The following is a 23,497-nucleotide window of genomic DNA, read 5'->3' as shown; positions in this document are numbered from 1 at the left end:
CAATTGATGCATTGGCCGGGGATGCTCTCAGCTACTTGCGCACCAGGCTGAAGGTGAAGTGGCTGCCGCGATGGTAGTCGATGGCGTAGTTGACCGGCAGGCCGGCGGCGTTGAAACAGGTCTCGGTAATCAGCAATGCCGGGCCGAAATCGCGCAGGTCGTGCCGCTGAACAATGTCTTCCGGCAGCATGACCGCAGAAACGCTCGCCGCCGACATGCGGGGCCGGTTACGATACCGTTCAAGCAGGTTGAGCAATGATCCGCTCCAGTCGATGTCATAGAGCTTGGCGGGGATGATGGAGCGCGGCACGTAGTCGATGCAGTAGAGGATGGGCTCGTCCCCCTGCAGGCGCAGACGCTCGATGCCGATCACCCGCGCGCCCGGTTCTATCAGGAGCTTTTCGGCAACGATCTCTGGGGCCGGCTCTTCCGCGATCGAGAGTACCTTGTTGATCGGCTTGTAGCCGTAGTGCTGCGCCATATCGGTGACGCTTTCGAACACGGTAATCGGCCGGTCGACCTGGACGGCCGACATCGCCGAGACAAAGCGACCGCGGCCGTGTTCAACGTAGATGATGTCGTCCTGCTCAAGAAGCTTCAACGCTTCGCGCAATGCCGGACGGGAAATCCTGAAGCGCTCGGTCAACTGCGCCTCGGTTGGCATTTTGTCGCCTGGACGCAACTCCTGCTCACGAATGAGTTCGGCCAGCCGATCGCGCAACTGAATCGCCAATGTGCGGGTGTCGCGAAGGGGCTCGTCCAAGGCTGACCTCCTGGTTTGCGGAATTGTCCCCGTTCTTGTCTGACAAAGTCGGGTAGGTCAAGTCATGGTCCAATCGGCGCGATCCATCGACAGGCAAGCGTGATGACGGTCGTCGATTTTCAACTGCAATGCCTTGACTCCGTAAATTGCAGATGTCAGTTGTCTTACAACATTGTGGCTGATCGGAAGGTCGCCGAATGGGTCATTCACAGGAGAGGCGCAACATGCTGAACTTTGACGAAAAGAGATTCCTTCGTATTCAGGGCGGGGCAGTGGCGTTGCGCGAGCGCCTCGACGCCGTGATTTCGGATTGTCTGGCTGCTGGCGCCGAAAACATTTTCTTTCTCGGCACAGGCGGTGCGGCAATTCTCATGCAGCCGGCCATGCAACTGCTGCAACGCAATTCCCGTTTCCCGGCGATCATCGACATGCCGGCGGAATTGGTCCTCACGGGCTCGGCACAATTGACCTCGAAGTCGATTGTCGTCATGCCCTCCTTGTCGGGAACGACAAAGGAAAGTGTGGCGCTGCTGGAGCGCCTGCAGGAAATCGGTGCGACCGTGATCACGCTGGTCGGCCATGTCGACACCCCACTTGGCAAGGGCGGCGACCACGTGTTCGTCAACTTTGCGGAGGATGATACCTCCTGCGAATCCTTTTATCTGCAGTCGCTGTTCATAGCTCTCTCGGTCATGCGCCATCGCGGCGAGATCGCAAACTACGAAGAGATCACCGGTGAGTTGGCGCGGATGCCTGAATTGTTGCTGGAGGTGAAGCGCGCCTTCGAGCCGCAGGCCGAAGGCTATGCGCGCACCTTCGCCAGCACCGAGTATCACATCGTCACCGGAGCCGGGAATGTCTGGCCCGAGGCATTCTACTACGGCATGTGCATTCTCGAGGAGATGCAGTGGATCCGCACCCGTCCCGTTCATGCGTCGGACTTTTTTCATGGCACGCTTGAACTGATTGACAAGGACGTGAGCCTCATCCTGTTCAAGGGCGAGGACGCACTGAGGCCACTGGCCGAACGCGTCGAGAATTTTGCGCCGAACTACACCAGCAAGCTCACGGTCCTAGACACGGCGGCGTTCGAACTTCCGGGTATCTCGAAAGAGGTTCGTGCGCTGGTCTCACCGATCGTGCTGGCAACCGTTCTCGAACGCATCAGCGCCCACCTGGAGGTCTTGCGCAACCACCCGCTGACCACCCGCCGCTATTACAAGCGCGTGGCCTACTGAGCCAGAGACCGATCCCATCTGCAGAAGCCGCCAGGATGCTTTGTCACCTTGGCGGCTTTATCGTAGAGATGTGAGATGAACATGAAGACACTTCGCTTCGCGGCAGTCGGCGACAATTGCATCGACCGTTTCCAGCCTCCGCTGTCCCAGTCTCTGGTCGGCGGCAATGCCGTCAACGTGGCGGTGCAACTGGCACGGCTGGGGCATGTCTCCTATTACTTCGGCGCGGTTGGTCCCGATGCTGATGGCCGCCGGACACGCGCGCTCGTGCGCGAGAATGGCGTCAACGTCGATCATCTGCATGAGCGGCCAGGCGTCACCGCCTATACCGATATCAAGGTTCTTGCCTCCGGCGAACGCATCTTTGTATTCGAGGATTTCGGTGTTTGTGCCGGTTATCGGCCCACGGCCGACGATCTCGATGTGCTCATGACGATGGATCATGTGCATATCGGCTGGATGGATGATGGCGGTGCCTTGCGCCGTGCGCTCACAACTGCCGGCGTCAGCGTTTCGCAGGACATTTCGGTCAATGCGGATGCCAGCAATCTCGCGGTTGCAGGCCTCGCGGTCGCATTTGGCTCCGTCGGAAGCGACGACGAGGCGCTTGATCGCATGTTGCTGGATCTGCTCGACGGTGGCGCCGCGCTTGCAGTCGTCACCCGTGGTCCCAAAGGGGCTGTCGCCAGCGATGGTACGACGCGTGAGGAAACGGACATTCGCTCGGTCGATGTTGTCGACACCACCGGCGCCGGGGACAGTTTCATTGCGGGCTTCCTTTCCGCCCGGATCGGCGGCCTGCCGCTGTCGCAGTGCCTGCAGGCGGGACGCGACGCGGCCGCATCGACCTGTACGCACGTTGGAGGGTTCCCGCAGGCCGCTTTTGATGAATAGTGCGGAGGGCGAGCCGATCGAACCCGGAAAGGCTCTATGCTGGCTCAGCCGGCGGCGACCATCTCCAGCATCGTGCTTGCCACGCGCGCGTGATCATACGGCTTGCTGAAGAATCGCCCCTCGACAGGCAAAAGGTTGTCGCTGAGATTGCTGTGACCTGATGTGACGATGATTTTGATCGGCGGCCAACGGTCGCGTACGGCGATTGCAAGCTTCAGGCCGTCCATGCTGCCCGGCATGTCGATATCGGTGAACATCACGGCAATATCGGGATGGCTGTCCAGGATTTCGATGGCCTCATCAGCATTCGATGCCTCGTGCACAGTAAACCCCTGGCTCTCCAGCGACATGACGATATCCATGCGCAGCAGGGCTTCATCTTCAACAACCAGAACCGTTGTTCCGTTACGCGTCAACTTCACGACATTTCCCTTTGCGCTGCAGGCATGTTTTATTAGCGACATGGAGTAACGATGGTAACGCGCTTGCACCTGCATTGATCCATCCGGAGCCACTATTTTGACGTCGCTTCAAAGACATGCCCCGATCCATCGTTGTGACGAAGCTAGATCTGCGGGGTGATGGCCCTATTGCTGTCGTTGCGGCGTGATCCGCGAGAGCGGTGCTTGCGCGCTGCAGCGGAAACCGTCTGGTGCAAAGGTGATGTCTGGAGGGGTGCCGAAAAGCGAGCCCAATGCCGCGCGAACATAACGGGTGCCATAGCCTTGGCGTGAAGGCTCACGCACCGTCGGCCCGCCGGATTCTATCCAGTTCAACGTAAAATCGGCCCGATCCTGTCGAATGATCGACCATGAAACGTCCACGGTGCCGTCATGGACGGACAAGGCGCCATATTTGATCGCGTTTGTTATGAGTTCATGCAGACACAGCGCGATCGTGGTTCCTGCCTCCCTGCTGACCGTGATTTCGGGACCGTTCGCCTTGATACGGCTGGCGCCATTGTGGTTGTAGGGCGAAATGGTCAGCTGAACGACCTCCGAAAGCGAGACATCCTCCCCGCCTGCCTCAAATACGGCAGAATGGACGTTGGAAAGTGCTTGCAGGCGCCCCGTGAAGTCGTTCGCCAGGTTCTCGACCGTATCAGCGCCGCGGCGGGTCATCTGGAAGATCGAGGTCACGCTGGCGAGGATGTTCTTCACCCGGTGGTTCAGTTCCAGTCGCAACTCTCTTTCCCGTTCGATGGAATCACGAACCTGGCGCTGGCGCAGCCGCACCAGCAGATTTGAATGAACGGCATTCACCAGTTCCAGGGGGCTGATCGGGCGCGTGTGGAACAGCAGCCGTGAACCGGGCCAAGCCCGCTCAAGTTGATCGCGAATTTTGCCAATGGGCGCGGCACGCTCCAGCAGGATAATGATCGGCACTTCGGACCAGTCAGGCTGCACTGCCAGATGTTCGGCAATCCGGGCCACGACCTCAGGGTTGAGGGCCTCATGGGTGATGGCAATGAGGCCCGGTGACAGGGCAAGGTGTGGGATCAGGTCGTCGCCTGCCTTGGCCGTCTTGACCCCGACTTTCTGCTCACGGAGAAACGCTGCGACGTAGTCGGCGTCCTTGCGAAAGGGCGCAAGGACAAGCACCCAATCCAGTTCGCTTTCTATCGCACGGGCATTCATTTCGGATCCGGGAGAGGGTTGTAGGCAACGACGCTGACGAGACCACTTTCGATCAGCAGTTCCTGGACATTGAGATCGTGGGGTCCATGACGCTTTTTGACCACGGTAATGTTGCGCCGCAGCCGTCCCTCGTGCTCGACAATGCGCAGCAAGAGAACTGTGTCGCCGAGGAAGCTGACATCGACATCTATGCCGACATTCTGACCGATCAGTCCGTGCTGGGCGACGATCAGCATGGTCAGGACGCCCGAACGGGCGAGATACTTGAGGAGGGACTGGATGTCGCGCACGGCCTTTTCGCGATGCGGCAACGAGTTCAGGTAGCCGGTGAGGCTGTCGATGACCACCACGCGTGCCTTGTCCTGATTTACTGCATTTTGAACGATCTGTCCGAATTCGCCGGGCGAAATTTCGTTCGGATTGAAGTCGCGAAGGATCAGCCTGCCGTCCTTGTGGAACTGCCGCAGTTCCATGCCCAGTCCCTCCGAGCGTCTAAAGAAGGTTTCCAGTCGCTCCTCAAACAGAAACAGCGCGACATTTTCTCCCCGCTCCAGCGCAGCGGTCGCGTAGAGGGATGACATGGTCGATTTGCCGGTTCCGGATTGTCCGATCACCAATGTTGTCGTTCCGGCTTCCTGGCCGCCGCCGAACATGTCGTCGAGGGCTGCAACGCCGGATTTGATCAACTGCGGCTTGGCCGTTTCGGCTGCCGTGCTCGGCATGATGCGGGGGAAGACCACGACCCCTTCGCCTTCCCGGATGGCCATGTCGTGATAGCCGTCGGCGACCGGTACGCCACGCATCTTGGAGATTTCGATCCGGCGTCTCACGCCGCCATATTCCTCCAGCGACTTGTCGAACCGGATGACCCCATGGGCAAGGCCCTCAACCTCTTCGCCGCTGCCGTCATAGCCGGCAGACTGCGTGTCCAGAAGCAAGGCAACGACGTCCTGCTTCGCGAGGAAGGACTTGAAGCCGATCAGTTCGCGACGAAACCGGGGAGAATCGCCGGTTATCAGGCGAATTTCGAGGAGCGAGTCGTAGACCAACCGGCGAGGCTTGTGCTCTTCGATTGCTGCTTCGATTGCTTTTCGGGTCTCATCCAGACGCAGATCGGCGGTCAGGAATATGCTCTGATCGTCAGCCTCGTTCACGGTTCCCGATGTGGACAGCTCCTCGACGCGAATGCCATCAAGCGTCCAGCCATGCGACACGGCAATGGCTTCGAGCTCTGCTGCCGTTTGAGACAGCGTGACATAGATGCAGCTTTCCCCGGCCTCTACGCCTGCGCGCAGAAACTGCAGCGCGGCCGTCGTCTTGCCTGAGCCTGGCGCACCTTGAAGCATGTAGAGGTTCGATGCGGGCAGGCCGCCGCGCAGGATCTCGTCCAAGCCTGCAATTCCCGTGCTGACAACAGATAGCTTTTTTCTCTTGGGCATATTCGACTTCCGCTACAATGCTGTTCGCATATTGATGGTCGATGAGGCGCATCATCCCGAGCGGAGATGCGCGAGAGGATATATGTGCCTGCAACGAAACATCAATAAGGTTCAGGCGCGCCATGTGAGATCTTCGACACGTTGACGGTTCAATCCGTCGCGCCGATGGCATTCGTACTCCGGGCTTCGCCAACCATTGTTGCGGTTCGACAAGGCATTGACATATAAAAAATAATATATACATAAAAACGTAGATACGAATAAATAAAGCATGGAGGCTTGTTGTGTCCGTTGATCGTGCCGTTCTCGCATTTGCCGGCATCATGGTGCTGGTCTCGTTGGCCCTAAGTCATTTCGTTCATCCCGGCTTTGTCTGGCTCACAGCTTTTGTGGGCGCAAATTTAATTCAGTCTTCGATCACCGGCTTTTGTCCTGCCGCAATGCTGTTCAGGAAAATCGGCCTAAAATCCGGTTCGGCTTTCTGAGTCAACGCTTTCCAACGGGATGATCGTCATGATGCGGCTCTTGCCTGCCGGCATTCTTGCCCTGTGTTTTCTGCCGTGTGCGGCCCATGCCGAAGAACTGCTTCTGAGGCCGACCCCTGTCGCGGAGATGAAGGCTGTCTACGGTCAGGTCGAGGCGCGTGACAGCGTCTTGGCGCGCGCCCGGATCGGCGGCACCGTCTCCGAACTCAAGGTGACGGAAGGTGATCTCGTCAAGGCCGGTGATGTGGTTGCAGTCGTCAAGGACGACAAGCTGAATTTCCAAATCCGCGCGGTGGAGGCGCAACTTCTCGGGCTGAACGCGTCGCTGAACAACGCGCTCCTGGAAGTGGAGCGCGCCGAAAGGTTGATCAAGAGTGGTGCAACCACGACGCAACGTCTGGATCAGTTGAGGACCGAGGTGGATGTCATCCGCAACCAGATCGCTGCGGCGCAAGCCCAGAGGCTGGTAGCGGTTGCGCAGTCTCAAGAGGGCGATGTTCTGGCGCCGACCGCGGGCAGGGTACTCAAGGTTCCGGTCACACGTGACGCTGTCGTCCTTCCGGGCGAGGTTATCGTGAATATTGGTGGCGGCGGGTTTTTCCTGCAACTCGCAATTCCTGAACGCCACGCGGCTTTTCTAAAGCTGGGGACGGCCATCCGCATCGATGCCGGCGATGAACTGCTCGAAGGCCGACTGGCGAAGGTCTATCCCCAGATCGAGAATGGACGGGTGATTGCCGATGTCGAGGTGAAGAATATCAGCACGGAATTTGTCAACGCCCGGGTTCTGGTCGAGTTGCCGGTCGGTGAGCGGCTTGCGCTGTTGGTGCCGTCAAATGCCGTGGAAACACGGTCAGGGCTCGATTTCGTCACGGTCATGCAAGCGAAAGAGCCTGTCGAACGCGTCGTCGTGACAGGCGAGGCCAGACGCATCGATGGAGAGTTGCAGGTCGAGGTCCTTTCCGGCCTGTCCGCAGGCGATGTCGTGGTGATCCCGTGACCCAGGATGTAAAGAACCACGCGCGCGCACTCGGCATTGCCGGCAATCTGACGCGCTTCTTCATCCAATCGCCCCTGACGCCGCTCTTTTTGTCGGCGGCGTTTGCCATGGGCCTCGTTGCTTTGATGACGCTTCCGCGCGAGGAGGAGCCGCAGATTTCCGTGCCGATGGTGGATATCATCGTGCAGGCGGCAGGTATCAAGGCGGAGGATTCCGTCAAACTGGTGACCGAGCCGCTGGAAACTATCATCAAGAGCATCGACGGCGTCGATCATGTCTATTCGCAGTCGATGGACAATCGCGTCATGGTGACGGCCCGTTTTGTTGTCGGCACGTCTTCGGATGCCGCCGTACTGCGCGTCCATGAAAAGGTGCGCGCCAATATGGATCGCATCCCGGTCGGCATACCGGAGCCGACGATTGTCGGTCGCGGCATCGACCATGTGGCGATCGTCGCCCTGACCTTGCAGCCCAGGCCTGAAGCTGCTGGCAGGATCACGTCCAACGATCTCACCCGGGTGGCGCGCGAACTGCGGACCGAAATCGCCAAGATTGAGGATGTCGGCCTGACCTATCTGGTGGGCGAGACCGGAGAAATCATCCGCATCTCACCGCAGCCGGAAAAGCTGGCACTCTATGGCATCACCTTGCAGCAATTGGCTGGCAAGGTGGAGGGCGCCAATAGTGCAGTGCCGGCCGGCGAGGTCCGCGACCAGGGCGGGCAGATCGACGTAATGGCTGGAGAAACGCTATCGTCGCCGGTGGCGATCGGCAATCTCCTGCTCACGTCCCGCGACGGTCGTCCCGTTTATGTCCGTGATGTTGCCCGCATTGAGTTTGCCACCGACACCCGGGAAGCGCTGGTCTCGACCGTGCGCCGGACTGATATGGGCATCGAACGTGTGCCATCGGTGACGCTGGCAGTCGCCAAACGCGCCGGATCGAATGCCGTTGTCGTGGCGGAGGGCATCCTCAAGCAGGTTGAGAGCCTGCATGGCAGTTTGATCCCCGCAGACATGACTGTTGAGGTGACGCGCAACTATGGCGAAACGGCCAATGAAAAGGCAAATGAGTTGCTCTTTCATCTGGGGCTGGCGACTCTGTCGATCATAGCACTGGTCTGGGTGGCTATCGGCCGGCGCGAAGCCATGGTGGTGGCAATCGTCATTCCGGTGACCATCCTCCTGACATTGTTTGCGTCATGGCTGATGGGCTACACGCTCAACCGGGTGTCGTTGTTTGCATTGATCTTCTCGATCGGAATTCTGGTCGACGATGCGATCGTCGTCATCGAGAACACCGCACGGCACTGGGCCATGGATGACGGACGCTCGCGTCGCCACGCAGCCATCGATGCGGTCGCGGAGGTGGGCAATCCGACAATCGTCGCGACCCTCACGGTTGTTGCCGCATTGCTACCGATGCTGTTCGTCTCCGGAATGATGGGGCCATATATGAGCCCCATCCCGGCCAATGCCTCCGCTGCCATGATATTTTCGTTCTTCGTGGCAGTCATGGTCACCCCATGGCTGATGCTGAAGATTGCCGGCAATGCGCCGCTTCATGCGCAGGACACCCACCAGGGAGGGCGCCTTGGCAAGCTGTATTCGGCGGTCGCCCGTCCGGTCCTTGCCTCCAAGACGCGCAGCTGGATCTTTCTTCTCGCCGTCGGCATGCTGACACTGGGCTCACTGACGCTGTTCTATACCAAGCATGTCACCGTCAAACTTCTGCCCTTCGACAACAAGTCGGAACTGGCCGTCACGATCGATCTGCCGGAAGGTTCCTCCGTCGAGGCAACCGACTCCGTGGCGCAGATGGTCTCGGCTATCGTGCTCGACATGCCGGAGGTGATATCAGTGCAGACCCATGCGGGTACCGCGGCACCTTTCAATTTCAACGGGCTGGTGCGGCACGCCTATCTGAGATCGGCGTCCTACCAGGGCGATGTCGCTATCAATCTTGCCGGCAAGGCCGATCGTCAGCGCACGAGCCATCAGATTGCACTCGAGATCCGCAAACGGCTTGCCGAGGCGGAGGTGCCAGAAGGCACAAGCCTGAAGGTCGTGGAACCACCGCCGGGACCGCCGGTGATGGCGACGCTGCTCGCCGAGATCTATGGTCCTGATGCCGCCACCCGTCGCAAGGTTGCGGAAAAGGTGGAAGCCGCATTCCGCAGCGTTCCCTTCATCGTCGATGTCGACAATTCCTATGGCGTCCAGGCACCGCGCAAGCGGCTGGTGGTCTCGACAGACGACGCAGAGTTCTTTCGGGTCGAGGAAGGAGACGTCTTCGACACGATCGCGATCCTGACTGGTGGCAAGACGATTGGATATTCGCATCGTGGCGAAGGGCGCCAACCGTTCCCAATCAAGATCGAGCGGGCCAAGGGCGAAAAGACACTCGACGAGCGCTTCCTTGCAACCCCGCTGCCGAGCAATGTCTTGCCGGGCGACCGAGATGTGGTTGAACTTGGCGATGTCGTGCGGGTCGTCGACGAAAAGACATCCTATCCCATCTTCCGCCACAATGGGCGTGCCGCCGAAATGGTCACCGCGGAGCTCGCCGGTTCTTTCGAGGCGCCGCTTTATGGAATGCTGGCAGTACAGCAGGCCATCGACGCCCAGGACTGGACAGGTCTGGTCAAGCCGGTCATCGTCCTGCATGGACAGCCCGACAGCGACAGGCAGACGACCTTGCTGTGGGATGGCGAATGGGAGGTGACATGGGTCACGTTCCGCGACATGGGGGCCGCTTTCATGGTCGCGCTGCTTGCCATCTATATCCTGGTGGTCGCGCAGTTCGGCTCGTTCAAGCTGCCACTGGTCATCCTCACGCCGGTGCCCTTGACCTTCATCGGCATTCTGGGCGGTCACTGGCTTTTCGGTGCGCCGTTCTCGGCAACATCGATGATCGGTTTCATTGCACTTGCCGGCATCATTGTCCGCAATTCGATCCTCTTGGTGGACTTCCTCCGTCATGCCGAAAAGGCCGGACGGCCATTCACCGAGGTGCTGATCGAGGCGGGGGCAATCCGGTTCAAACCGATCCTTCTGACGGCGCTCGCTGCCATCATCGGGGCCGCCGTGATCCTGACGGATCCTATTTTCCAGGGTCTGGCCATCTCCCTGTTGTTCGGGCTTATATCGTCGACTTTGCTGACCGTGCTTGTCATCCCGGCAATCTACCGGGTGCTGCGCACGTGAAGGAACGATGATCAGAAAACACGGATGTCTGAGAGCAGCGAATTGTTGATCGCGGGCGTCAGGCGGATATGATCTGAAATCGGATGACAGGGCAGGCGGCTTTGCCGCGATCGGCGGGCAACGCATGTCTTGTCATGAAGTTCTCTTTTCAGGTCTCGCCCGAGACTTCGCGTCGCCTTTTGTCGAGTTCTTCCGAGTACCGGCGCAGGGTGTAGCTTTCGCTCAGCAGGCCGATCACATGTTGTTCGATTTTGTCGCCGAGGACTGCCAAGGCTTCGCTCTCGGCGTGTTCGAAGATCCGGGTTGCCTGTTTGGCGTTCATGGTCGGCAGCAAGAAGGAATTCCTGTAGCGGATGAGATCCAGGAGCCCGCCGTCCGTATCGATAACCAGGCTTGAATGGGCTTCGGGCACGATGACGATACCGACATATTTTCCGTCATCATCAACGATCACGACGCGCTGGGTTGATCCGAGCGGAAAGCTCTCGCGGAATTTTGCCAGCGACATGCCGGCAGTCGCAGTCTTCACATCTGGGCGCATCAATTTGCCGACTGTCAGGTTTCTGATCCAGCCGACATCATGCGCACTGCGGATGCTCTCACCGCGCAGGTGAAAGCGCCAGGTCGCAAACGAATAACCGAACAGGTTTCGCACGGTCAAAGAGGCTGTGATGACCGCGGCAAGCGTCAAGGCGGTAATCGAAAAGTCCCCCGTCACCTCGAGTGCCAGGAAGGTCATGGTCAACGGGCCGCCGATTACGGAAGCGGCAAGACAACTCATGCCGATGATCGCATAGACGGCGGGGGTCAAAGCAGATCCGGGAACCAGCCACATGCCCGCCAGCGCGAAGATCTTGCCGAGCAGGGCACCGATGAACAGGGAGGCGAAAAACAACCCGCCGCGAAAGCCGGATCCGATCGAGACGGCCGAGGCGAGCGACTTCATCAGCAGGAGAAATCCGAGTGCTGGAATTGTCAGGTCCTGGTCGAGGTTGACATGCAGCGCCCCATGACCGCCCGACAGGATCTGAGGCGAGACGAGAGCGAGAAGTCCGATGACGATACCGCCGAGTGCCGGGCGGATGGCGGGAGGAATGGAGCTTTTGCGCGACACTTCCTCCACCATCGATACTCCCGTCATCAGAAGGATGCCGCCGCCGGCACAGAGTAGGCCGAGCAGAAGCGCGGGCACATAATCGGTCGGGATCACCGCTCCAAATGATCCGGCATTGACCAGGAAACTACTCGGGACGAACGGTCGCGCAACACTGGTTGCCAAGAGGGAGGCTGCGATCACCGGCGTCAGGCTGGCGATGCTGTACGAACCGATGATCAGTTCGAATGCGTAGAATGCACCGGTCAAAGGCGCATTGAAGGCTGCAGCGATCGCGCCGGCAGCTCCGCAACCGACGAGTATCCGCAGGTCGCCGCGGCGCAGTTTCATCGACACGCCAATCTTCGATGCGAAGCCGGACGACAGCTGCGTATACCCGGCCTCGAGGCCGACAGAGGCACCAAATCCGTTGGAAACAAGGTTCTGCACGCAGACGATGATGCTGTCCGTCAGAGACAGGCGTCCGCCGTGAAGGGCGTTGGCTTCGATCGGATCCACCATCGGCCTCTTTCGCCGATAGGCGAGCACCAGATGGATGAGCCCGAGCACAATGCCGCCAACGACGGGGGCTATCAGGATCGTCGTCGTGTCGAGCGAGGCGGCGCTGCTCAGGCGCTCTCGGATCTCGATACGGAATATTGCCTGATGCAGCAGGCGCGCGATGGCGCTCATCGCAACGACAACCAGGCCGGCTAGGACGCCAACCACTGCACCGAGCAGGACGATTCCGAGTTCACTCTGGCGAACAAAGGCTCTGAATCGGCCGGGCGCGATCAGCAGGCGAAGCAAGCCGGTGCGCCGCAAGGCGGCTTTCAGCGTCGAAGGCACGTTTCGTCCCCAATCAGGATCCGTCATCTTTTTCAGGATGACATATTCAGGTCAGTGTCGCATGTCCAAGCGCGGCGTCCAGATGCGCCTGCCGGTCGGCGGCAAGGCCAGGCAAGCGGTTTCCATCCGCCCGGACATTCTTGGGCATTCCATTCTGCCGACCTCGGTAGACTGTCAACCTTCATCGAAAATGTTCCTGAAGAGCGATGCCTCCTTCCCCCCATCGCTTGGCCAGTCGGCTAACCGCGATGACCTGGGGATCCCCCAGTTTTTCCAGCCTGCACTGTCCGTGACGATAGTCGGGTGATGCGATCCGAGGAGGCAAATCCGAATAGATACCTGCGCGACCAGAATCTATTTCCTTCTAAGCTACGAAATATCGTATATATATAGGTATAGATTTCAACGTGAAGGAGGCGCGTATGGCAAATATCGTGGTACTGGGGGCCGGGCTCGGTGGCTCCATCATGGCTTATGAAATAAGGGATCGTGTCGGCAAGGATGACAATGTCATCCTGATCAGCAAGGGATCGACCTATTCGTTCGTGCCATCCAATCCCTGGGTTGCTGTCGGCTGGCGCGATCGCGCCGCGATCGAAGTTGATCTTGAACCGGCATGCGCAAGACGTAACATCACGCTGAAACCGCAAGGGGCGGAGCGTCTCATCCCTGATGAGAACCGTATCCAGCTTCTGGATGGGTCCTCGGTGAGCTACGACTATCTCGTCATATCGACCGGCCCTGAACTGGCTTTCGATGAGATCCCGGGCTTCGGCCCTGAGGCCTTCACCCATTCTGTCTGCCATATCGACCATGCGCTGCAAACAAAGCAGGCGGTGGACCGGCTGATCGCCAATCCTGGGCCGGTGGTCATCGGCGCGGTTCAGGGTGCCTCTTGCTTCGGTCCGGCCTATGAGTTTGCCTTCATTCTCGACAAGGCGTTGCGCGATGCCAAGGTACGCGATCGGGTGCCGATGACCTTCGTCACATCGGAACCCTATATCGGTCACCTTGGTCTCGATGGTGTGGGCGATACTAAGGGGCTGCTCGAGAGCGAACTGCGCAACCATCACATCAAATGGATCACCAATGCCAAGGTCCAGCGGTTCGAAGACGGAAAAGTCGTGGCCGAGGAGCTGAACGAGGACGGGTCAACCAAAACGGTTCACGATGTTCCGGCGGCATTCACAATGATGCTGCCGGCATTCCGCGGCGTGTCGGCGGTCCGCGATATCGAAGGACTGGCCAATCCACGCGGGTTCATCTTGGTCGACAGGCATCAACAGAACGCCCGGTATCCCAACATATTTTCGGTTGGGGTTTGCGTGGCGATCCCGCCGATGGGCAAGACGCCCGTGCCGATCGGCGTTCCGAAGACCGGCTTCATGATAGAATCCATGGTCACGGCCACCGCCCACAACATCGAGCGACTGGTCAGGGGAGAAGCGCCGAATGCCGAAGGAACATGGAACGCTGTTTGCCTTGCCGATTTCGGGGACGGAGGCATTGCCTTCGTGGCTCAGCCGCAGATCCCACCGCGCAACGTAAACTGGTCGTCATCGGGAAAATGGGTCCATGCGGCCAAGATTGGCTTCGAAAAATACTTCCTTTACAAGGTGCGCCTGGGCAAGTCAGAACCCTTCTATGAGAGGCTGGCGCTACAGGCCCTCGGTATCGACAAGCTCAAGGCGATCAGGCTTGATCCGTAAAGACAGCCGCCCGCCAATCGTTGGATCGGCGGGCGTTCGCTAGCTGTCTTCATGTTACGTGCGGCAAGATTCGTCCGCCGCGCTCTGGCGCTGGACTGGCTCACGGATGCTTCCGTTCAGCCAGCCGGCTTTGGCTCAGCCTTGCTTGCTCATCTCGAACGCGCTTGCGCAACGATTGCCCGAAGCGCAATAGGCGAGCACCGGGCCGGATGTGGTGCCGAGGACGGACTTGAGTGCTGCCAGATTGGCTGGCGTAATCGCTCCGGGCACGACCGGGATGTAGTGAGCCTTGATGCCGGCGGCTTCGGCGGCGGCTTCCATGTCCGCAAATGTCGGCTGAAAAAAACCTTCCTTGTCAGGTCGCATGCAGATGACTGTCTTGTAGCCGAGTGCGGCGATATCCTGCATTGCCGCCGGCTTTATCTGGCCGGTGACGTGGAAATTGCGGTCGATCGTTCGAATGCTCATATTCATTCTCCTTGGGCGACGATGACACGGTCGTGGTCAAAGTCCGCAGTCATCTGTTGGCGTTTGCTGCTGTCACGACGGGTACTTCGTCGATCAATAAATATACGTTAATACGTATATACGGCTAAATGAAAAATAATTCAATGGCATTTTATCCGCTGGAGGCGCAATCGATTGTCTCCGCATCTTGATGCGCATGCATGGCCCCGGGTCACTTGCAATCCGCGATCGTGTCTGTATATTCGTATCTATGAAGATTGATCCGGAAGCTATGAAAGCCGGGGCGGAGATTGCGAGCGAATTGCTCAAGTCACTGTCCAACCGTTACCGTTTGCTGATATTGTGCCGTCTCGCGGACGGTGAGCACTCGGTCGGGCAACTGGCGGAATTCCTCGAAATTCGCGATTCGACCGTGTCTCAGCATCTGGCATTGCTGCGGCGCGACAGGATCATTGCCGCACGCCGGGACGGGCAGACGGTCTGGTATCGGATCGAGAGCGATCCTGCGCGCGAGATCGTCAACACGCTCTACAACAGTTTTTGCAAAGCCGGTGACTGTGGCGAGCAGCCATAAGTTCGCACCGCCTCGGATCTATAAGTAAATTCTGAGATACGTCGTTTCATACCGACTGGTGTCTCCTCCAGCTTCTATTCTCGGCAGTGCCGTGGGTTCACACGGGCTGCAAGGGCAGAATGGCAATTGACAAAGCCATAATATCCAATATTCTGGATATATGGATGAGAGTAAGACGATCATGGCGCTGTCCGCGCTCGCCCAGCCGACGCGGCTGCAGACCTTTCGCATGCTTGTGGCCAGCGAGCCAGACGGAGTGGCCGCCGGCGAGTTGGCGCGCCTGGCCAATGTGCCGCAAAACACGATGTCGGCGCATCTTTCGATCATGGCGAATTCCGGATTGATCACCGGCGAGCGGCAAAGCCGGTCGATCATCTACCGCGCCGATCTGGAAACGTTCCGCTCCCTGATCCTCTACCTTTTGCAAGACTGTTGCGGCGGGAATTCCAGCCTTTGTGCGCCGCTCATCGCCGATCTGACTCCGTGCTGTTCTCTACCGGAGACCGCACGCTCCACAACCTGAACATCGAGAGAAAAAGCCATGACCAAGGTCTACAACGTGCTCTTCCTTTGCACGGGCAATTCTGCACGCTCCATTCTGGCTGAATCCATCCTTACCACGGAAGGCAAGGGCCTCTTCAAGGCGTTCTCGGCTGGAAGCCATCCAAAAGGGGAAGTGCATCCGCTGGCCCTCAAGACGCTCGCGGCACTTGGCTATCAGAACGACGGTTTCCGTTCGAAGAGCTGGGACGAGTTTGCTGGCCCGCATGCGCCGGAGTTCGATTTTATTTTCACCGTCTGCGACAATGCAGCAGGCGAAGCCTGCCCGGTCTGGATCGGTCACCCGATGACGGCTCATTGGGGCGTCGAGGATCCAGCGGCGGTCGATGGCGCCGATTTCGACAAGCAGCAGGCTTTTGCCCAGGCTGCCCGCTTCCTGAAGAACCGCATCATGGCATTCATCAGCCTGCCGCTGGCATCGATCGACAAGCTCGCACTGGAAAGCCGGCTCAAGCAGATCGGCGATATGGATGGCTCGACCTTGTCCGATGGAAAGGTGGCATGAGATGTCCATGTTCGAACGCTACCTGAGCCTTTGGGTCGCTCTCTGCATCGTCGTGGGCATCGGGCTTGGTCACGCAGTTCCTGGCGTATTTCAGGCAATAGGCGGTTTGGAAGCTGCCAGGGTCAACCTTCCCGTCGCCGTCCTGATCTGGCTGATGATCATCCCGATGCTGCTGAAGATCGACTTCGCCGCGCTTGGCCATGTCGGGCGATACTGGCGCGGGATCGGCGTCACGCTTTTCATCAACTGGGCCGTGAAGCCCTTCTCGATGGCGTTGCTCGGGTGGCTGTTCATCGGCTGGCTGTTCCGGCCGTATCTGCCGGAGACCCAGATCGAGTCCTACATTGCCGGCCTGATCATACTTGCCGCGGCTCCCTGCACCGCCATGGTCTTCGTCTGGTCGAACCTCACCAAGGGTGAACCGCATTTCACGTTGAGCCAGGTGGCTCTGAATGATGCCATCATGATCGTCGCCTTTGCGCCTATCGTGGCACTGCTGTTGGGGCTTTCCGCCATCACGGTTCCCTGGGATACGCTGATCCTGTCGGTCGTACTCTACATCGTGATCCCGGTCATCATTTCCCAAATGCTTCGCAGGGCTATGCTGTCTGACGGATCTACTGTTCGGCTGGATGCCCTTCTGGCCCGCGTCCAGCCTCTTTCACTGATTGCCCTCCTGACGACGCTTGTTCTGCTGTTCGGATTTCAGGGCGAGCAAATTATCGAACAGCCGGGCATCATTGTGCTGCTCGCCGTCCCGATCCTCATTCAGGTCTATTTCAACTCGGGTCTGGCCTATTTGCTCAACCGTTGGTCGGGCGAGGAGCATTGCGTGGCTGGTCCTTCCGCCCTGATCGGTGCATCCAACTTCTTCGAACTCGCGGTCGCGGCAGCCATCAGCCTGTTCGGTTTCAATTCCGGTGCGGCGCTGGCAACGGTCGTCGGCGTGCTCATCGAGGTTCCGGTCATGCTTTCGGTCGTGTGGATCGTGAACCGTTCCAAGGACTGGTACGAACGCGCGCCGGCCGTCTCCCGCAATGCCGCAGCAACCAGGAAAGCCTGATCATGGACGTGACCATCTATCACAATCCCGATTGCGGGACTTCGCGCAACACGCTGGCCCTGATCCGCCATGCCGGTATCGAGCCCAAGGTGATCGAATACCTGAAAGCGGCGCCATCGCGGGAGCAACTGATCAAATTGACCTCTGACGCAGCACTGACTGTCCGCGATGCGATCCGTCAGAAGGGAACGCCTTATGCGGCGCTTGGCCTGGATGATCCTGCGCTGACCGACGACCAACTGATCGACGCGATGATCAGTCAGCCAGTCCTGATCAACCGCCCTTTCGTGGTGACGCCGCTTGGCACAAGACTGTGCCGACCGTCCGAGATCGTCCTGGATATCCTGCCGGAAGATGCCTTCGTGGGACCCTTCTCAAAAGAGGACGGCGCGCCGTTGCTGGACGAGAAAGGGAAGCGTGTTGTCTGATCTGCCTGCCGCCGCCATGGATCATCTTCACCGGCCGGACGGCGATGCCCTTCGGAACGGACATTCGACGCACAAACCGCGAATTCTGATCCTCTACGGCTCGCTGCGATCGCTGTCCTACAGCCGTCTTCTCGCGCATGAAGCTCGCCGTCTGCTGGAACATCTCGGTGCCGATGTTCGGATCTACGATCCGCATGACCTGCCGCTGGCGGACGGTGCGCCCGTTACGCATCCCAAGGTCGAGGAACTTAGGCAATTGTCGGGCTGGTCGGAGGGACAGGTCTGGGTCAGCCCGGAGCGTCATGGCGCCATGACGGGTGTCATGAAGACGCAGATCGACTGGATCCCGCTCAGTATAGGCGCGGTGCGACCGACACAGGGCAAAACACTGGCTCTGATGCAGGTGTCCGGCGGATCGCAGTCATTCAATGCGTTGAACCAGATGCGCATTCTTGGTCGCTGGATGCGGATGATCACGATCCCGAACCAGTCCTCCGTGGCCAAAGCCTATCAGGAATTCGACGAAGCTGGTCGAATGAAGCCGTCGTCCTACTACGACCGCGTCGTGGATGTCTGCGAGGAACTGATGAAGTTCACGCTCCTGACGCGTGACATATCGGGCTACCTGACGGATCGCTACAGCGAACGGAAAGAGACAGCGGAAAAGCTTGAACAACGTACGAAGCTGAAATCCATCTGATGTAACCGGTGGACGAAGAGGGAAGACGTTAGATCGAACCGATCCACCGTACTGTCCTGAAGCGTGAATACCGCAGTGCCATGCGCAACTGCGGTTGGTTGCGCTTTAGCGCAGCGGTCAGTCCGGCATCGACGCGCGCAGTTGCGTCGGAGTTTGGCCGAAGGTCTGCTTGAAGGCGCGTGAAAAGTGCGAGGCGTTTTCAAAGCCTGTGTCGAGCGCGATTTCGATCAGCGGCGCTTTCGATTGCAGAAGCACCTGCTTTGCCCGTTCCAACCGGACTCTGCGATAGACCAGTGCCGGTGTGCTGTTGGTTTCGCTGAGGAACAGCCGTTCGAGCTGCCTTCTTGACAGGCCGACGGAGCGGGCCAGCTCCGGTATCGTTATCGTGCCCTCGATGTGCCGGTCCATCATGATCAGGACGGCCCGGATGCGCGCATCTTCCGAAGCAATCTCGAGCGGCCTGCGGGGCTGGATTTCAAGCGCCGTCCGGGCTCTTTCGATCTGCAGCACCTCAAGCGCGTTGCGCGCCGCATCGTGACCGATATGTCGCTGGACAATTGATGCTGCCATATCGGCCGCACTGCTACCGCCGGCACAGGAGCCTCTTGTGCGGTCTAGGTTGAATATCCGGTCGGACCGAACCTGATGGTCGGGGAACCGGTCGCGAAATGCCTGATAGTGCAGCCAGCTAACGCATGTCTGGTGGTGTTTCATCAGCCCGATTTCGGCGAGAATGAAGGAACCGGTACAGACGCCGATCAGCCGTACGTTTTTTGCCGCCGCCGTCTTCAGGAAGCTCACGGTTTCCTGGTCAATGGGCGTCTCGTTGTTCAGCAGGCCGCCAACCACGACGATGTAGTGGAACTGGCTTGGGTCGACAAAGTCGGACGTTGGCGCGACTTTGACGCCGCAACTCGACATGATCAAATGTCTGGTGCTGCCGAGAACTTCCCAGTCGGCGAGCACCCGCCCAGACCTGTCAAACTCATCGCTTGCAAGCCGAAGCGTATCGACAAACAGCGAGAAGGCCGAAAGCGTGAAGGACCTAGCCAGAACGAAGCCGATCTTCAGGCGTTCGCCGGGAGCGCTTGCGTCGGAGGGTTTCATAGTCACGTCGATCAAATCCTGGCTGAAGATACTGTCCACGTCATTCTATACGCCGCGTCCAGATCGCCGACAACAAGGGTGTTGACGTCTCAGCCTGTTTGATGGGGCGGTGTCGTTGGCTGTTCTCGGGCGCAGGAGACCTTGTGCGGGGTGTCCGGTCGTGCGGATCACAATGCCATCCAGTTGCTCTCGTCATTGTCGAGGCGTCTGTTATGGAGTATGGTCTTTCGCGTCCGCACTGGTCGAACTGATGACAGATCGGAGGGCGCGATGAGGCTTTTTTACATTTTTGTCCATATCGCGACTTTTTGGGTCGCCACGGCTTTGGCAGGGCCATTGCACGATGCTGCCAAAAGCGGAGATCTGGAAGCTGTAAAGGGTATGCTGGCTCAGGATCGTGATCTGGCGGCTCCCGACAGTAGCGGAGAACCGCCGCTGCTATTGGCGGCAATTGCCGGGCACGCGGATGTGACTGCTTTTCTTCTGGAGAACGGTGCCGACATCGAAACACGCAACAAGGGTGGTCTGACTGCGCTGCATGCGGCGGCCTATGCAGGCAAACTTGATGTAGTGATGCTGCTTGTGTCCAAAGGGGCCGCGATCAACGATTCGCGCAATTTCTACCGGATGTCGCCGCTCCACGCCGCGGCCGAAGAGGGCCATGGAGATGTTGTCGCATTTCTCCTGGCAAACAATGCAGACATTGAAGCCAAGGAACGAAACGGCATTACGCCGCTTAGTCAGGCGGGCTGGCGTGAGCATTGGGATGTGGCCAAATTGTTGCTGAACGCGGGCGCTGGATGTCAGGATGCGGCCGTTGTCGGTGAATGGCTTTATGGTGAGTGTATCAAGCGAAAATAGCGCCTTGCTGCATGAGGACTTGAGCGGAGGCGCGAACAGGGAGGATGGCATGTTACGCAAAACACGCTCGGTTTGCCTCGCAATGGCGACCGGGGTCGCTGCGGTTCTACTCTTGGCTGCCCCGGCAATTGCCGCCGAAGACGTCGTAAATACGGGTTACTTTGGTGATGTCGCGATCAAGGGTTTCGATCCGGTCGCCTATTTTACCCAAAATCAGGCTGTGGAAGGGTCCGCGACCTATTCTCACCACTGGCTCGGGGCGACCTGGCATTTTGCCAGCGCCGAGAATAGGGCCCTTTTTATCAAGGACCCGGCCAGATACGCACCACAATACGGTGGTTATTGCGCAGACGGCGTGTCTCTGGGAACAGTGACAACCAACATAGACCCGAAAGCCTGGCGGATTATCGAGGGCAAGCTCTATATCAGCTATGATCCGGGGGCTGCCGAGGGCTTTGAGAAGAACCCGTCAAAGCTCGCCAATTCGCAGAAGCATTGGGCGGACGTTCAGCACACCCTTGTTTCAGAAAAGTTGCAGACGGATTGGCGCATGGGTGGTTCGAACTGATCTTCTCAAGCACGTTCGTTCAGGCCGCAGGGGCGACTGAAAAGAACTTCAATGCCTGCGGGGTAACATGAATATACCTCGCGGGTAACAGGTCTGGGTGTTCGGTGCGGTAGACATATCCGCAGACCATGCGATCAAGGAACGAGCCACCGAAGGTTTCGCACAGTCTGCCATCGCGAACCTCGGCAATGCCGGTGATGCTCGTGTTGGCGGTGCGATACGCCGTGTTGCCGTCCTTGTCGAAGTGCTGAATGAAGTCGGTACCGTTCTTGTGCTTGCCGATCCAGGTCTTGTCGGTGACCAGCTTGCGAATATCAGCCTCGCCAAGCCTGTCTGACGGCTGTCCTTCAAAACCAAAGGGCCATTCCGGAATGCCGGCCGCACGAAGGCCCGCCAGGTGATATTGAAGGTCATCATCGTGCCAATAGTCATAGAGATAGCTGTAATAGGTCAGGTTGGTGTCGGGAAATAGCTCGAGCAGTCGGGCGGCCGCCTCAGTGCCACGTTGCTCGTCATGATTGGCCATGTATGCCGCAGCCAGATATTCATGTGCCGGTTCGGCATTCGGCAAGGCATCTCGTGCCGCTTCCATCAGGGGGATCGCTCTGTCCAGATCGTGGGCCGTATAGAAGACGATGCCTGCCAGCAATTGAAAGCTGGGTGATGGCGACGGGTCCAGCCGCAAGGCCTTTTCCATTTCGTCGATCGCCTCGTCATGCCGCTCCGTGTGCGCGAGAATCAAGGCCAGGTTGCCGAATGCCTCGGCGTCGCTTGGCTGTGCGATCACCGCCTGCGTTGCGGATGCCGTCGCCTCGGCGCTACGACCGGCGACCAGTTGCAGAAGCGCAAGCACTGCAAGGGCTCGCGCATTGTCGGGGTCCAGTTTCAATGCCTGGCCCGCGGCGTCATAGGCAATTTTTCGCGCAACCGCCGCGGACCAGAGATAGTTGTAGTCGTTGCGCCAGACATCGACAGCCACCCGAGCGATGCCGGCATGCGCGTCGGCAAATTTCGGGTCCAGGTCGATCGCTTTCTGGTAGAAGGAGAGCGTCTGGCGATAGGTCTCGACATCGCTATAAGTGATGCCCTTCTGTTCGGCCCTCAGATAGTAATCATAGGCCTCGAGATTCTCTGTCGGGATGCGTGCGAGCCGATGACGCTCTCCCTCACTCAGCTTGACCGATAGAGCCGAAATGATCTTGCTGATCACGTCATCCTGGACAGCGAAGATATCGGCATATTCACGATCATATCGTTCAGCCCAGAGCGATAGGCCGGTCACCGCGTCGATTAGCTTGGCGTTGATCCGCAATCTCGCGCCAGCCTGCTGCAAAGTGCCTTCCAGCACATATTGGACGCCCAGTTCGGCTGCGACATCCTGGACCTTGCCCGATGTGGTCGTCAGCGCAAAAACCGAATGACGTGCGATAACAAACAGACCGGAGACGCGCGACAGTTCGGTGATCAGATCGTCCGTCAGACCGTAGGCGAGGTGGTCATGGTTCTTGTCGCCGCTGACATTGATGAAGGGTAGAACGGCAACCGAAGGTTTGTCCGGCAGGGGATAGGCAAAGCGATCGCTCAGTTGCGACGTCTGGACGTATGTCCAAGGTTGCCACCATAGGCCCGCGATGGCGATCGCAATCACAAACGCGGCTGTCGCCAGATGGGGACGAAGACGGAGCGGTTTGCGGGCCTCGGCGGTCTTTCCGGCAGCCGTCGGATCAAGCACGACGCGGTAGATGCGAATGGGCTCGGCGATGTTCTTGACCTTTCGCTCGCCGAGCGAGGTGAAGCCGACCGACAGTCTGGACTTGATCTGATCGTAGGCCGATCCTGAAAGGGCGATGCCCCCCGGTTCGGCCAATGTCTGGATTCGGGCCGCCATGTTGACGCTGTCGCCATGGATGTCAGTGCCTTCGACGATGATGTCGCCGAGATTGATGCCGATGCGAAAATCGAGCCTGCGTTCGGGTGACGTCAGTACTTCCTGTTTTGCCTTTTGTTGTTGTACGGCGACTGCGCAACGGGCCGCATCGACCACGCTGTGAAACTCCACCAACAGCCCGTCGCCCATGGTTTTAACGAGCCGTCCGTTGTGCCGGGCGATCTCGGGCTCGAAAATGGTCTCCATGTCCTTTTGGAAGCGGACACGCGTTCCTTCCTCGTCGACCTGGCTCAGGCGGCTGTAACCAACGACGTCGGCAATCATAATGGCTGCGAGATGGCGCTCCATGCCCCGTCTCCCTGAGCGTGTGCTCGTCTCGCTATTCTACAGGAGATGGGCGCGTCATGCCATTGCATCGGGCCATTGCATTGGGTTGAAGGGGGGCTTCTTCCAGCCCGGTC

At 58.7% G+C, this 23,497-nt stretch carries 23 protein-coding genes; 15 read left to right on the top strand and 8 right to left on the bottom strand.

Going from position 1 to position 23,497, the window contains the following annotated elements; translation table 11 throughout:
- Positions 1–31 precede the first annotated feature (31 nt).
- Positions 32–763, bottom strand: a complete 732-nt coding sequence (locus IM739_RS21170; protein WP_237371212.1) for a GntR family transcriptional regulator — start codon at positions 761–763, stop codon at positions 32–34.
- A 224-nt stretch (positions 764–987) separates the two neighbouring features.
- Here IM739_RS21170 and IM739_RS21165 point away from each other — a divergent pair, with 224 nt between their 5' ends.
- Positions 988–2,001 (top strand): SIS domain-containing protein, encoded by a 1,014-nt coding sequence (locus IM739_RS21165; protein ID WP_237371211.1) that lies wholly within the window; start codon positions 988–990, stop codon positions 1,999–2,001.
- Positions 2,002–2,082: 81 nt separating this feature from the next.
- Positions 2,083–2,895 carry a PfkB family carbohydrate kinase gene (locus IM739_RS21160; protein ID WP_237371210.1) on the top strand — a complete coding sequence of 271 codons (813 nt, stop codon included), beginning with the start codon at positions 2,083–2,085 and terminating at the stop codon, positions 2,893–2,895.
- Positions 2,896–2,939: 44 nt separating this feature from the next.
- Here the strand turns inward: IM739_RS21160 and IM739_RS21155 are convergent, their stop codons facing one another.
- The 3 genes from IM739_RS21155 to IM739_RS21145 form a co-directional block, all read right to left on the bottom strand.
- Entirely contained in the window at positions 2,940–3,359 is a 420-nt protein-coding gene (locus IM739_RS21155) for a response regulator (RefSeq protein WP_442981167.1), read from the bottom strand.
- A gap of 123 nt (positions 3,360–3,482) precedes the next feature.
- The gene (locus tag IM739_RS21150) at positions 3,483–4,532 is read right to left on the bottom strand and encodes a sensor histidine kinase (protein WP_237371209.1); all 1,050 of its coding nucleotides are present in this window, start codon (positions 4,530–4,532) and stop codon (positions 3,483–3,485) included.
- Complete coding sequence (locus IM739_RS21145) at positions 4,529–5,971, bottom strand: ATPase domain-containing protein (RefSeq protein WP_237371208.1); 1,443 nt, start codon at positions 5,969–5,971, stop codon at positions 4,529–4,531. The genes IM739_RS21150 and IM739_RS21145 overlap by 4 nt, the downstream gene beginning before the upstream one ends.
- 284 nt (positions 5,972–6,255) lie before the next feature.
- Here IM739_RS21145 and IM739_RS21140 point away from each other — a divergent pair, with 284 nt between their 5' ends.
- The 3 genes from IM739_RS21140 to IM739_RS21130 are packed head-to-tail and all read left to right on the top strand — an operon-like array spanning position 6,256 to position 10,662.
- Positions 6,256–6,456: a YgaP family membrane protein gene (locus IM739_RS21140; protein ID WP_237371207.1), complete on the top strand. Its 201-nt coding sequence runs from the start codon at positions 6,256–6,258 to the stop codon at positions 6,454–6,456.
- Between the two features lie 28 nt (positions 6,457–6,484).
- Positions 6,485–7,456, top strand: coding sequence for an efflux RND transporter periplasmic adaptor subunit (locus tag IM739_RS21135; RefSeq protein WP_237371206.1), 972 nt, complete (start codon positions 6,485–6,487; stop codon positions 7,454–7,456).
- Complete coding sequence (locus IM739_RS21130) at positions 7,453–10,662, top strand: efflux RND transporter permease subunit (protein ID WP_237371205.1); 3,210 nt, start codon at positions 7,453–7,455, stop codon at positions 10,660–10,662. The genes IM739_RS21135 and IM739_RS21130 overlap by 4 nt, the downstream gene beginning before the upstream one ends.
- Before the next feature lie 148 nt (positions 10,663–10,810).
- Here the strand turns inward: IM739_RS21130 and IM739_RS21125 are convergent, their stop codons facing one another.
- On the bottom strand, positions 10,811–12,631 hold the full coding sequence (locus IM739_RS21125) for a chloride channel protein (protein WP_237371204.1): 1,821 nt from the start codon (positions 12,629–12,631) through the stop codon (positions 10,811–10,813).
- A 34-nt stretch (positions 12,632–12,665) separates the two neighbouring features.
- Between IM739_RS21125 and IM739_RS21120 the strand changes: the two genes are divergently transcribed.
- Positions 12,666–12,911, top strand: coding sequence for a hypothetical protein (locus IM739_RS21120; RefSeq protein WP_237371203.1), 246 nt, complete (start codon positions 12,666–12,668; stop codon positions 12,909–12,911).
- A 115-nt stretch (positions 12,912–13,026) separates the two neighbouring features.
- Complete coding sequence (locus tag IM739_RS21115; RefSeq protein WP_237371202.1) at positions 13,027–14,313, top strand: NAD(P)/FAD-dependent oxidoreductase; 1,287 nt, start codon at positions 13,027–13,029, stop codon at positions 14,311–14,313.
- A 135-nt stretch (positions 14,314–14,448) separates the two neighbouring features.
- On the opposite strand, the gene IM739_RS21110 is transcribed toward IM739_RS21115, so the two are convergent.
- The gene (locus IM739_RS21110) at positions 14,449–14,781 is read right to left on the bottom strand and encodes a TIGR01244 family sulfur transferase (protein ID WP_237371201.1); all 333 of its coding nucleotides are present in this window, start codon (positions 14,779–14,781) and stop codon (positions 14,449–14,451) included.
- Positions 14,782–15,031: 250 nt separating this feature from the next.
- Between IM739_RS21110 and IM739_RS21105 the strand changes: the two genes are divergently transcribed.
- From IM739_RS21105 to arsH, 6 genes are all read left to right on the top strand, one after another.
- Positions 15,032–15,355 carry an ArsR/SmtB family transcription factor gene (locus IM739_RS21105; protein ID WP_237371707.1) on the top strand — a complete coding sequence of 108 codons (324 nt, stop codon included), beginning with the start codon at positions 15,032–15,034 and terminating at the stop codon, positions 15,353–15,355.
- Positions 15,356–15,515: 160 nt separating this feature from the next.
- Entirely contained in the window at positions 15,516–15,878 is a 363-nt protein-coding gene (locus IM739_RS21100; protein WP_237371200.1) for an ArsR/SmtB family transcription factor, read from the top strand.
- 18 nt (positions 15,879–15,896) lie between these two features.
- On the top strand, positions 15,897–16,421 hold the full coding sequence (locus IM739_RS21095; RefSeq protein WP_237371199.1) for an arsenate reductase ArsC: 525 nt from the start codon (positions 15,897–15,899) through the stop codon (positions 16,419–16,421).
- Position 16,422: 1 nt separating this feature from the next.
- Positions 16,423–17,484 carry an ACR3 family arsenite efflux transporter gene (gene arsB / locus IM739_RS21090; RefSeq protein ID WP_237371198.1) on the top strand — a complete coding sequence of 354 codons (1,062 nt, stop codon included), beginning with the start codon at positions 16,423–16,425 and terminating at the stop codon, positions 17,482–17,484.
- A 2-nt stretch (positions 17,485–17,486) separates the two neighbouring features.
- Positions 17,487–17,912, top strand: a complete 426-nt coding sequence (gene arsC / locus IM739_RS21085; RefSeq protein ID WP_237371197.1) for an arsenate reductase (glutaredoxin) — start codon at positions 17,487–17,489, stop codon at positions 17,910–17,912.
- 16 nt (positions 17,913–17,928) lie between these two features.
- Positions 17,929–18,612 carry an arsenical resistance protein ArsH gene (arsH, locus tag IM739_RS21080; RefSeq protein WP_237371706.1) on the top strand — a complete coding sequence of 228 codons (684 nt, stop codon included), beginning with the start codon at positions 17,929–17,931 and terminating at the stop codon, positions 18,610–18,612.
- Between the two features lie 117 nt (positions 18,613–18,729).
- Here arsH and IM739_RS21075 read toward each other — a convergent pair whose 3' ends face one another.
- A complete protein-coding gene (locus tag IM739_RS21075) occupies positions 18,730–19,719 on the bottom strand; it encodes a GlxA family transcriptional regulator (RefSeq protein ID WP_237371705.1) in 990 nt (329 codons plus the stop codon).
- Between the two features lie 270 nt (positions 19,720–19,989).
- On the opposite strand from IM739_RS21075, the gene IM739_RS21070 reads away from it, so the two are divergent.
- Both IM739_RS21070 and IM739_RS21065 read left to right on the top strand, forming a co-directional pair.
- Entirely contained in the window at positions 19,990–20,580 is a 591-nt protein-coding gene (locus IM739_RS21070; protein ID WP_237371196.1) for an ankyrin repeat domain-containing protein, read from the top strand.
- A 49-nt stretch (positions 20,581–20,629) separates the two neighbouring features.
- Complete coding sequence (locus IM739_RS21065; RefSeq protein WP_442981166.1) at positions 20,630–21,148, top strand: YHS domain-containing (seleno)protein; 519 nt, start codon at positions 20,630–20,632, stop codon at positions 21,146–21,148.
- A 19-nt stretch (positions 21,149–21,167) separates the two neighbouring features.
- Here the strand turns inward: IM739_RS21065 and IM739_RS21060 are convergent, their stop codons facing one another.
- Positions 21,168–23,384, bottom strand: a complete 2,217-nt coding sequence (locus IM739_RS21060; protein WP_237371195.1) for an adenylate/guanylate cyclase domain-containing protein — start codon at positions 23,382–23,384, stop codon at positions 21,168–21,170.
- Positions 23,385–23,497 lie beyond the last annotated feature (113 nt).

This window comes from Rhizobium sp. SL42 (assembly GCF_021729845.1).
GTDB lineage: Bacteria > Pseudomonadota > Alphaproteobacteria > Rhizobiales > Rhizobiaceae > Allorhizobium.
This window is presented reverse-complemented; position numbering and strand designations above follow the sequence as displayed.

Excerpts from the sequence above, each read along its gene's own strand:
- IM739_RS21165 (WP_237371211.1), top strand. The coding sequence starts at position 988 with ATGCTGAACTTTGACGAAAAGAGATTCCTTCGTATTCAGGGCGGGGCA.
- IM739_RS21160 (WP_237371210.1), top strand. The coding sequence starts at position 2,083 with ATGAAGACACTTCGCTTCGCGGCAGTCGGCGACAATTGCATCGACCGT.
- IM739_RS21155 (WP_442981167.1), bottom strand. The coding sequence starts at position 3,359 with ATGTCGCTAATAAAACATGCCTGCAGCGCAAAGGGAAATGTCGTGAAG.
- IM739_RS21150 (WP_237371209.1), bottom strand. The coding sequence starts at position 4,532 with ATGAATGCCCGTGCGATAGAAAGCGAACTGGATTGGGTGCTTGTCCTT.
- IM739_RS21145 (WP_237371208.1), bottom strand. The coding sequence starts at position 5,971 with ATGCCCAAGAGAAAAAAGCTATCTGTTGTCAGCACGGGAATTGCAGGC.
- IM739_RS21135 (WP_237371206.1), top strand. The coding sequence starts at position 6,485 with ATGATGCGGCTCTTGCCTGCCGGCATTCTTGCCCTGTGTTTTCTGCCG.
- IM739_RS21125 (WP_237371204.1), bottom strand. The coding sequence starts at position 12,631 with ATGACGGATCCTGATTGGGGACGAAACGTGCCTTCGACGCTGAAAGCC.
- IM739_RS21120 (WP_237371203.1), top strand. The coding sequence starts at position 12,666 with ATGTCCAAGCGCGGCGTCCAGATGCGCCTGCCGGTCGGCGGCAAGGCC.
- IM739_RS21115 (WP_237371202.1), top strand. The coding sequence starts at position 13,027 with ATGGCAAATATCGTGGTACTGGGGGCCGGGCTCGGTGGCTCCATCATG.
- IM739_RS21110 (WP_237371201.1), bottom strand. The coding sequence starts at position 14,781 with ATGAGCATTCGAACGATCGACCGCAATTTCCACGTCACCGGCCAGATA.
- IM739_RS21105 (WP_237371707.1), top strand. The coding sequence starts at position 15,032 with ATGAAGATTGATCCGGAAGCTATGAAAGCCGGGGCGGAGATTGCGAGC.
- IM739_RS21100 (WP_237371200.1), top strand. The coding sequence starts at position 15,516 with ATGGATGAGAGTAAGACGATCATGGCGCTGTCCGCGCTCGCCCAGCCG.
- IM739_RS21095 (WP_237371199.1), top strand. The coding sequence starts at position 15,897 with ATGACCAAGGTCTACAACGTGCTCTTCCTTTGCACGGGCAATTCTGCA.
- arsB (WP_237371198.1), top strand. The coding sequence starts at position 16,423 with ATGTCCATGTTCGAACGCTACCTGAGCCTTTGGGTCGCTCTCTGCATC.
- arsC (WP_237371197.1), top strand. The coding sequence starts at position 17,487 with ATGGACGTGACCATCTATCACAATCCCGATTGCGGGACTTCGCGCAAC.
- arsH (WP_237371706.1), top strand. The coding sequence starts at position 17,929 with ATGGATCATCTTCACCGGCCGGACGGCGATGCCCTTCGGAACGGACAT.
- IM739_RS21075 (WP_237371705.1), bottom strand. The coding sequence starts at position 19,719 with ATGAAACCCTCCGACGCAAGCGCTCCCGGCGAACGCCTGAAGATCGGC.
- IM739_RS21070 (WP_237371196.1), top strand. The coding sequence starts at position 19,990 with ATGAGGCTTTTTTACATTTTTGTCCATATCGCGACTTTTTGGGTCGCC.
- IM739_RS21065 (WP_442981166.1), top strand. The coding sequence starts at position 20,630 with ATGTTACGCAAAACACGCTCGGTTTGCCTCGCAATGGCGACCGGGGTC.
- IM739_RS21060 (WP_237371195.1), bottom strand. The coding sequence starts at position 23,384 with ATGGAGCGCCATCTCGCAGCCATTATGATTGCCGACGTCGTTGGTTAC.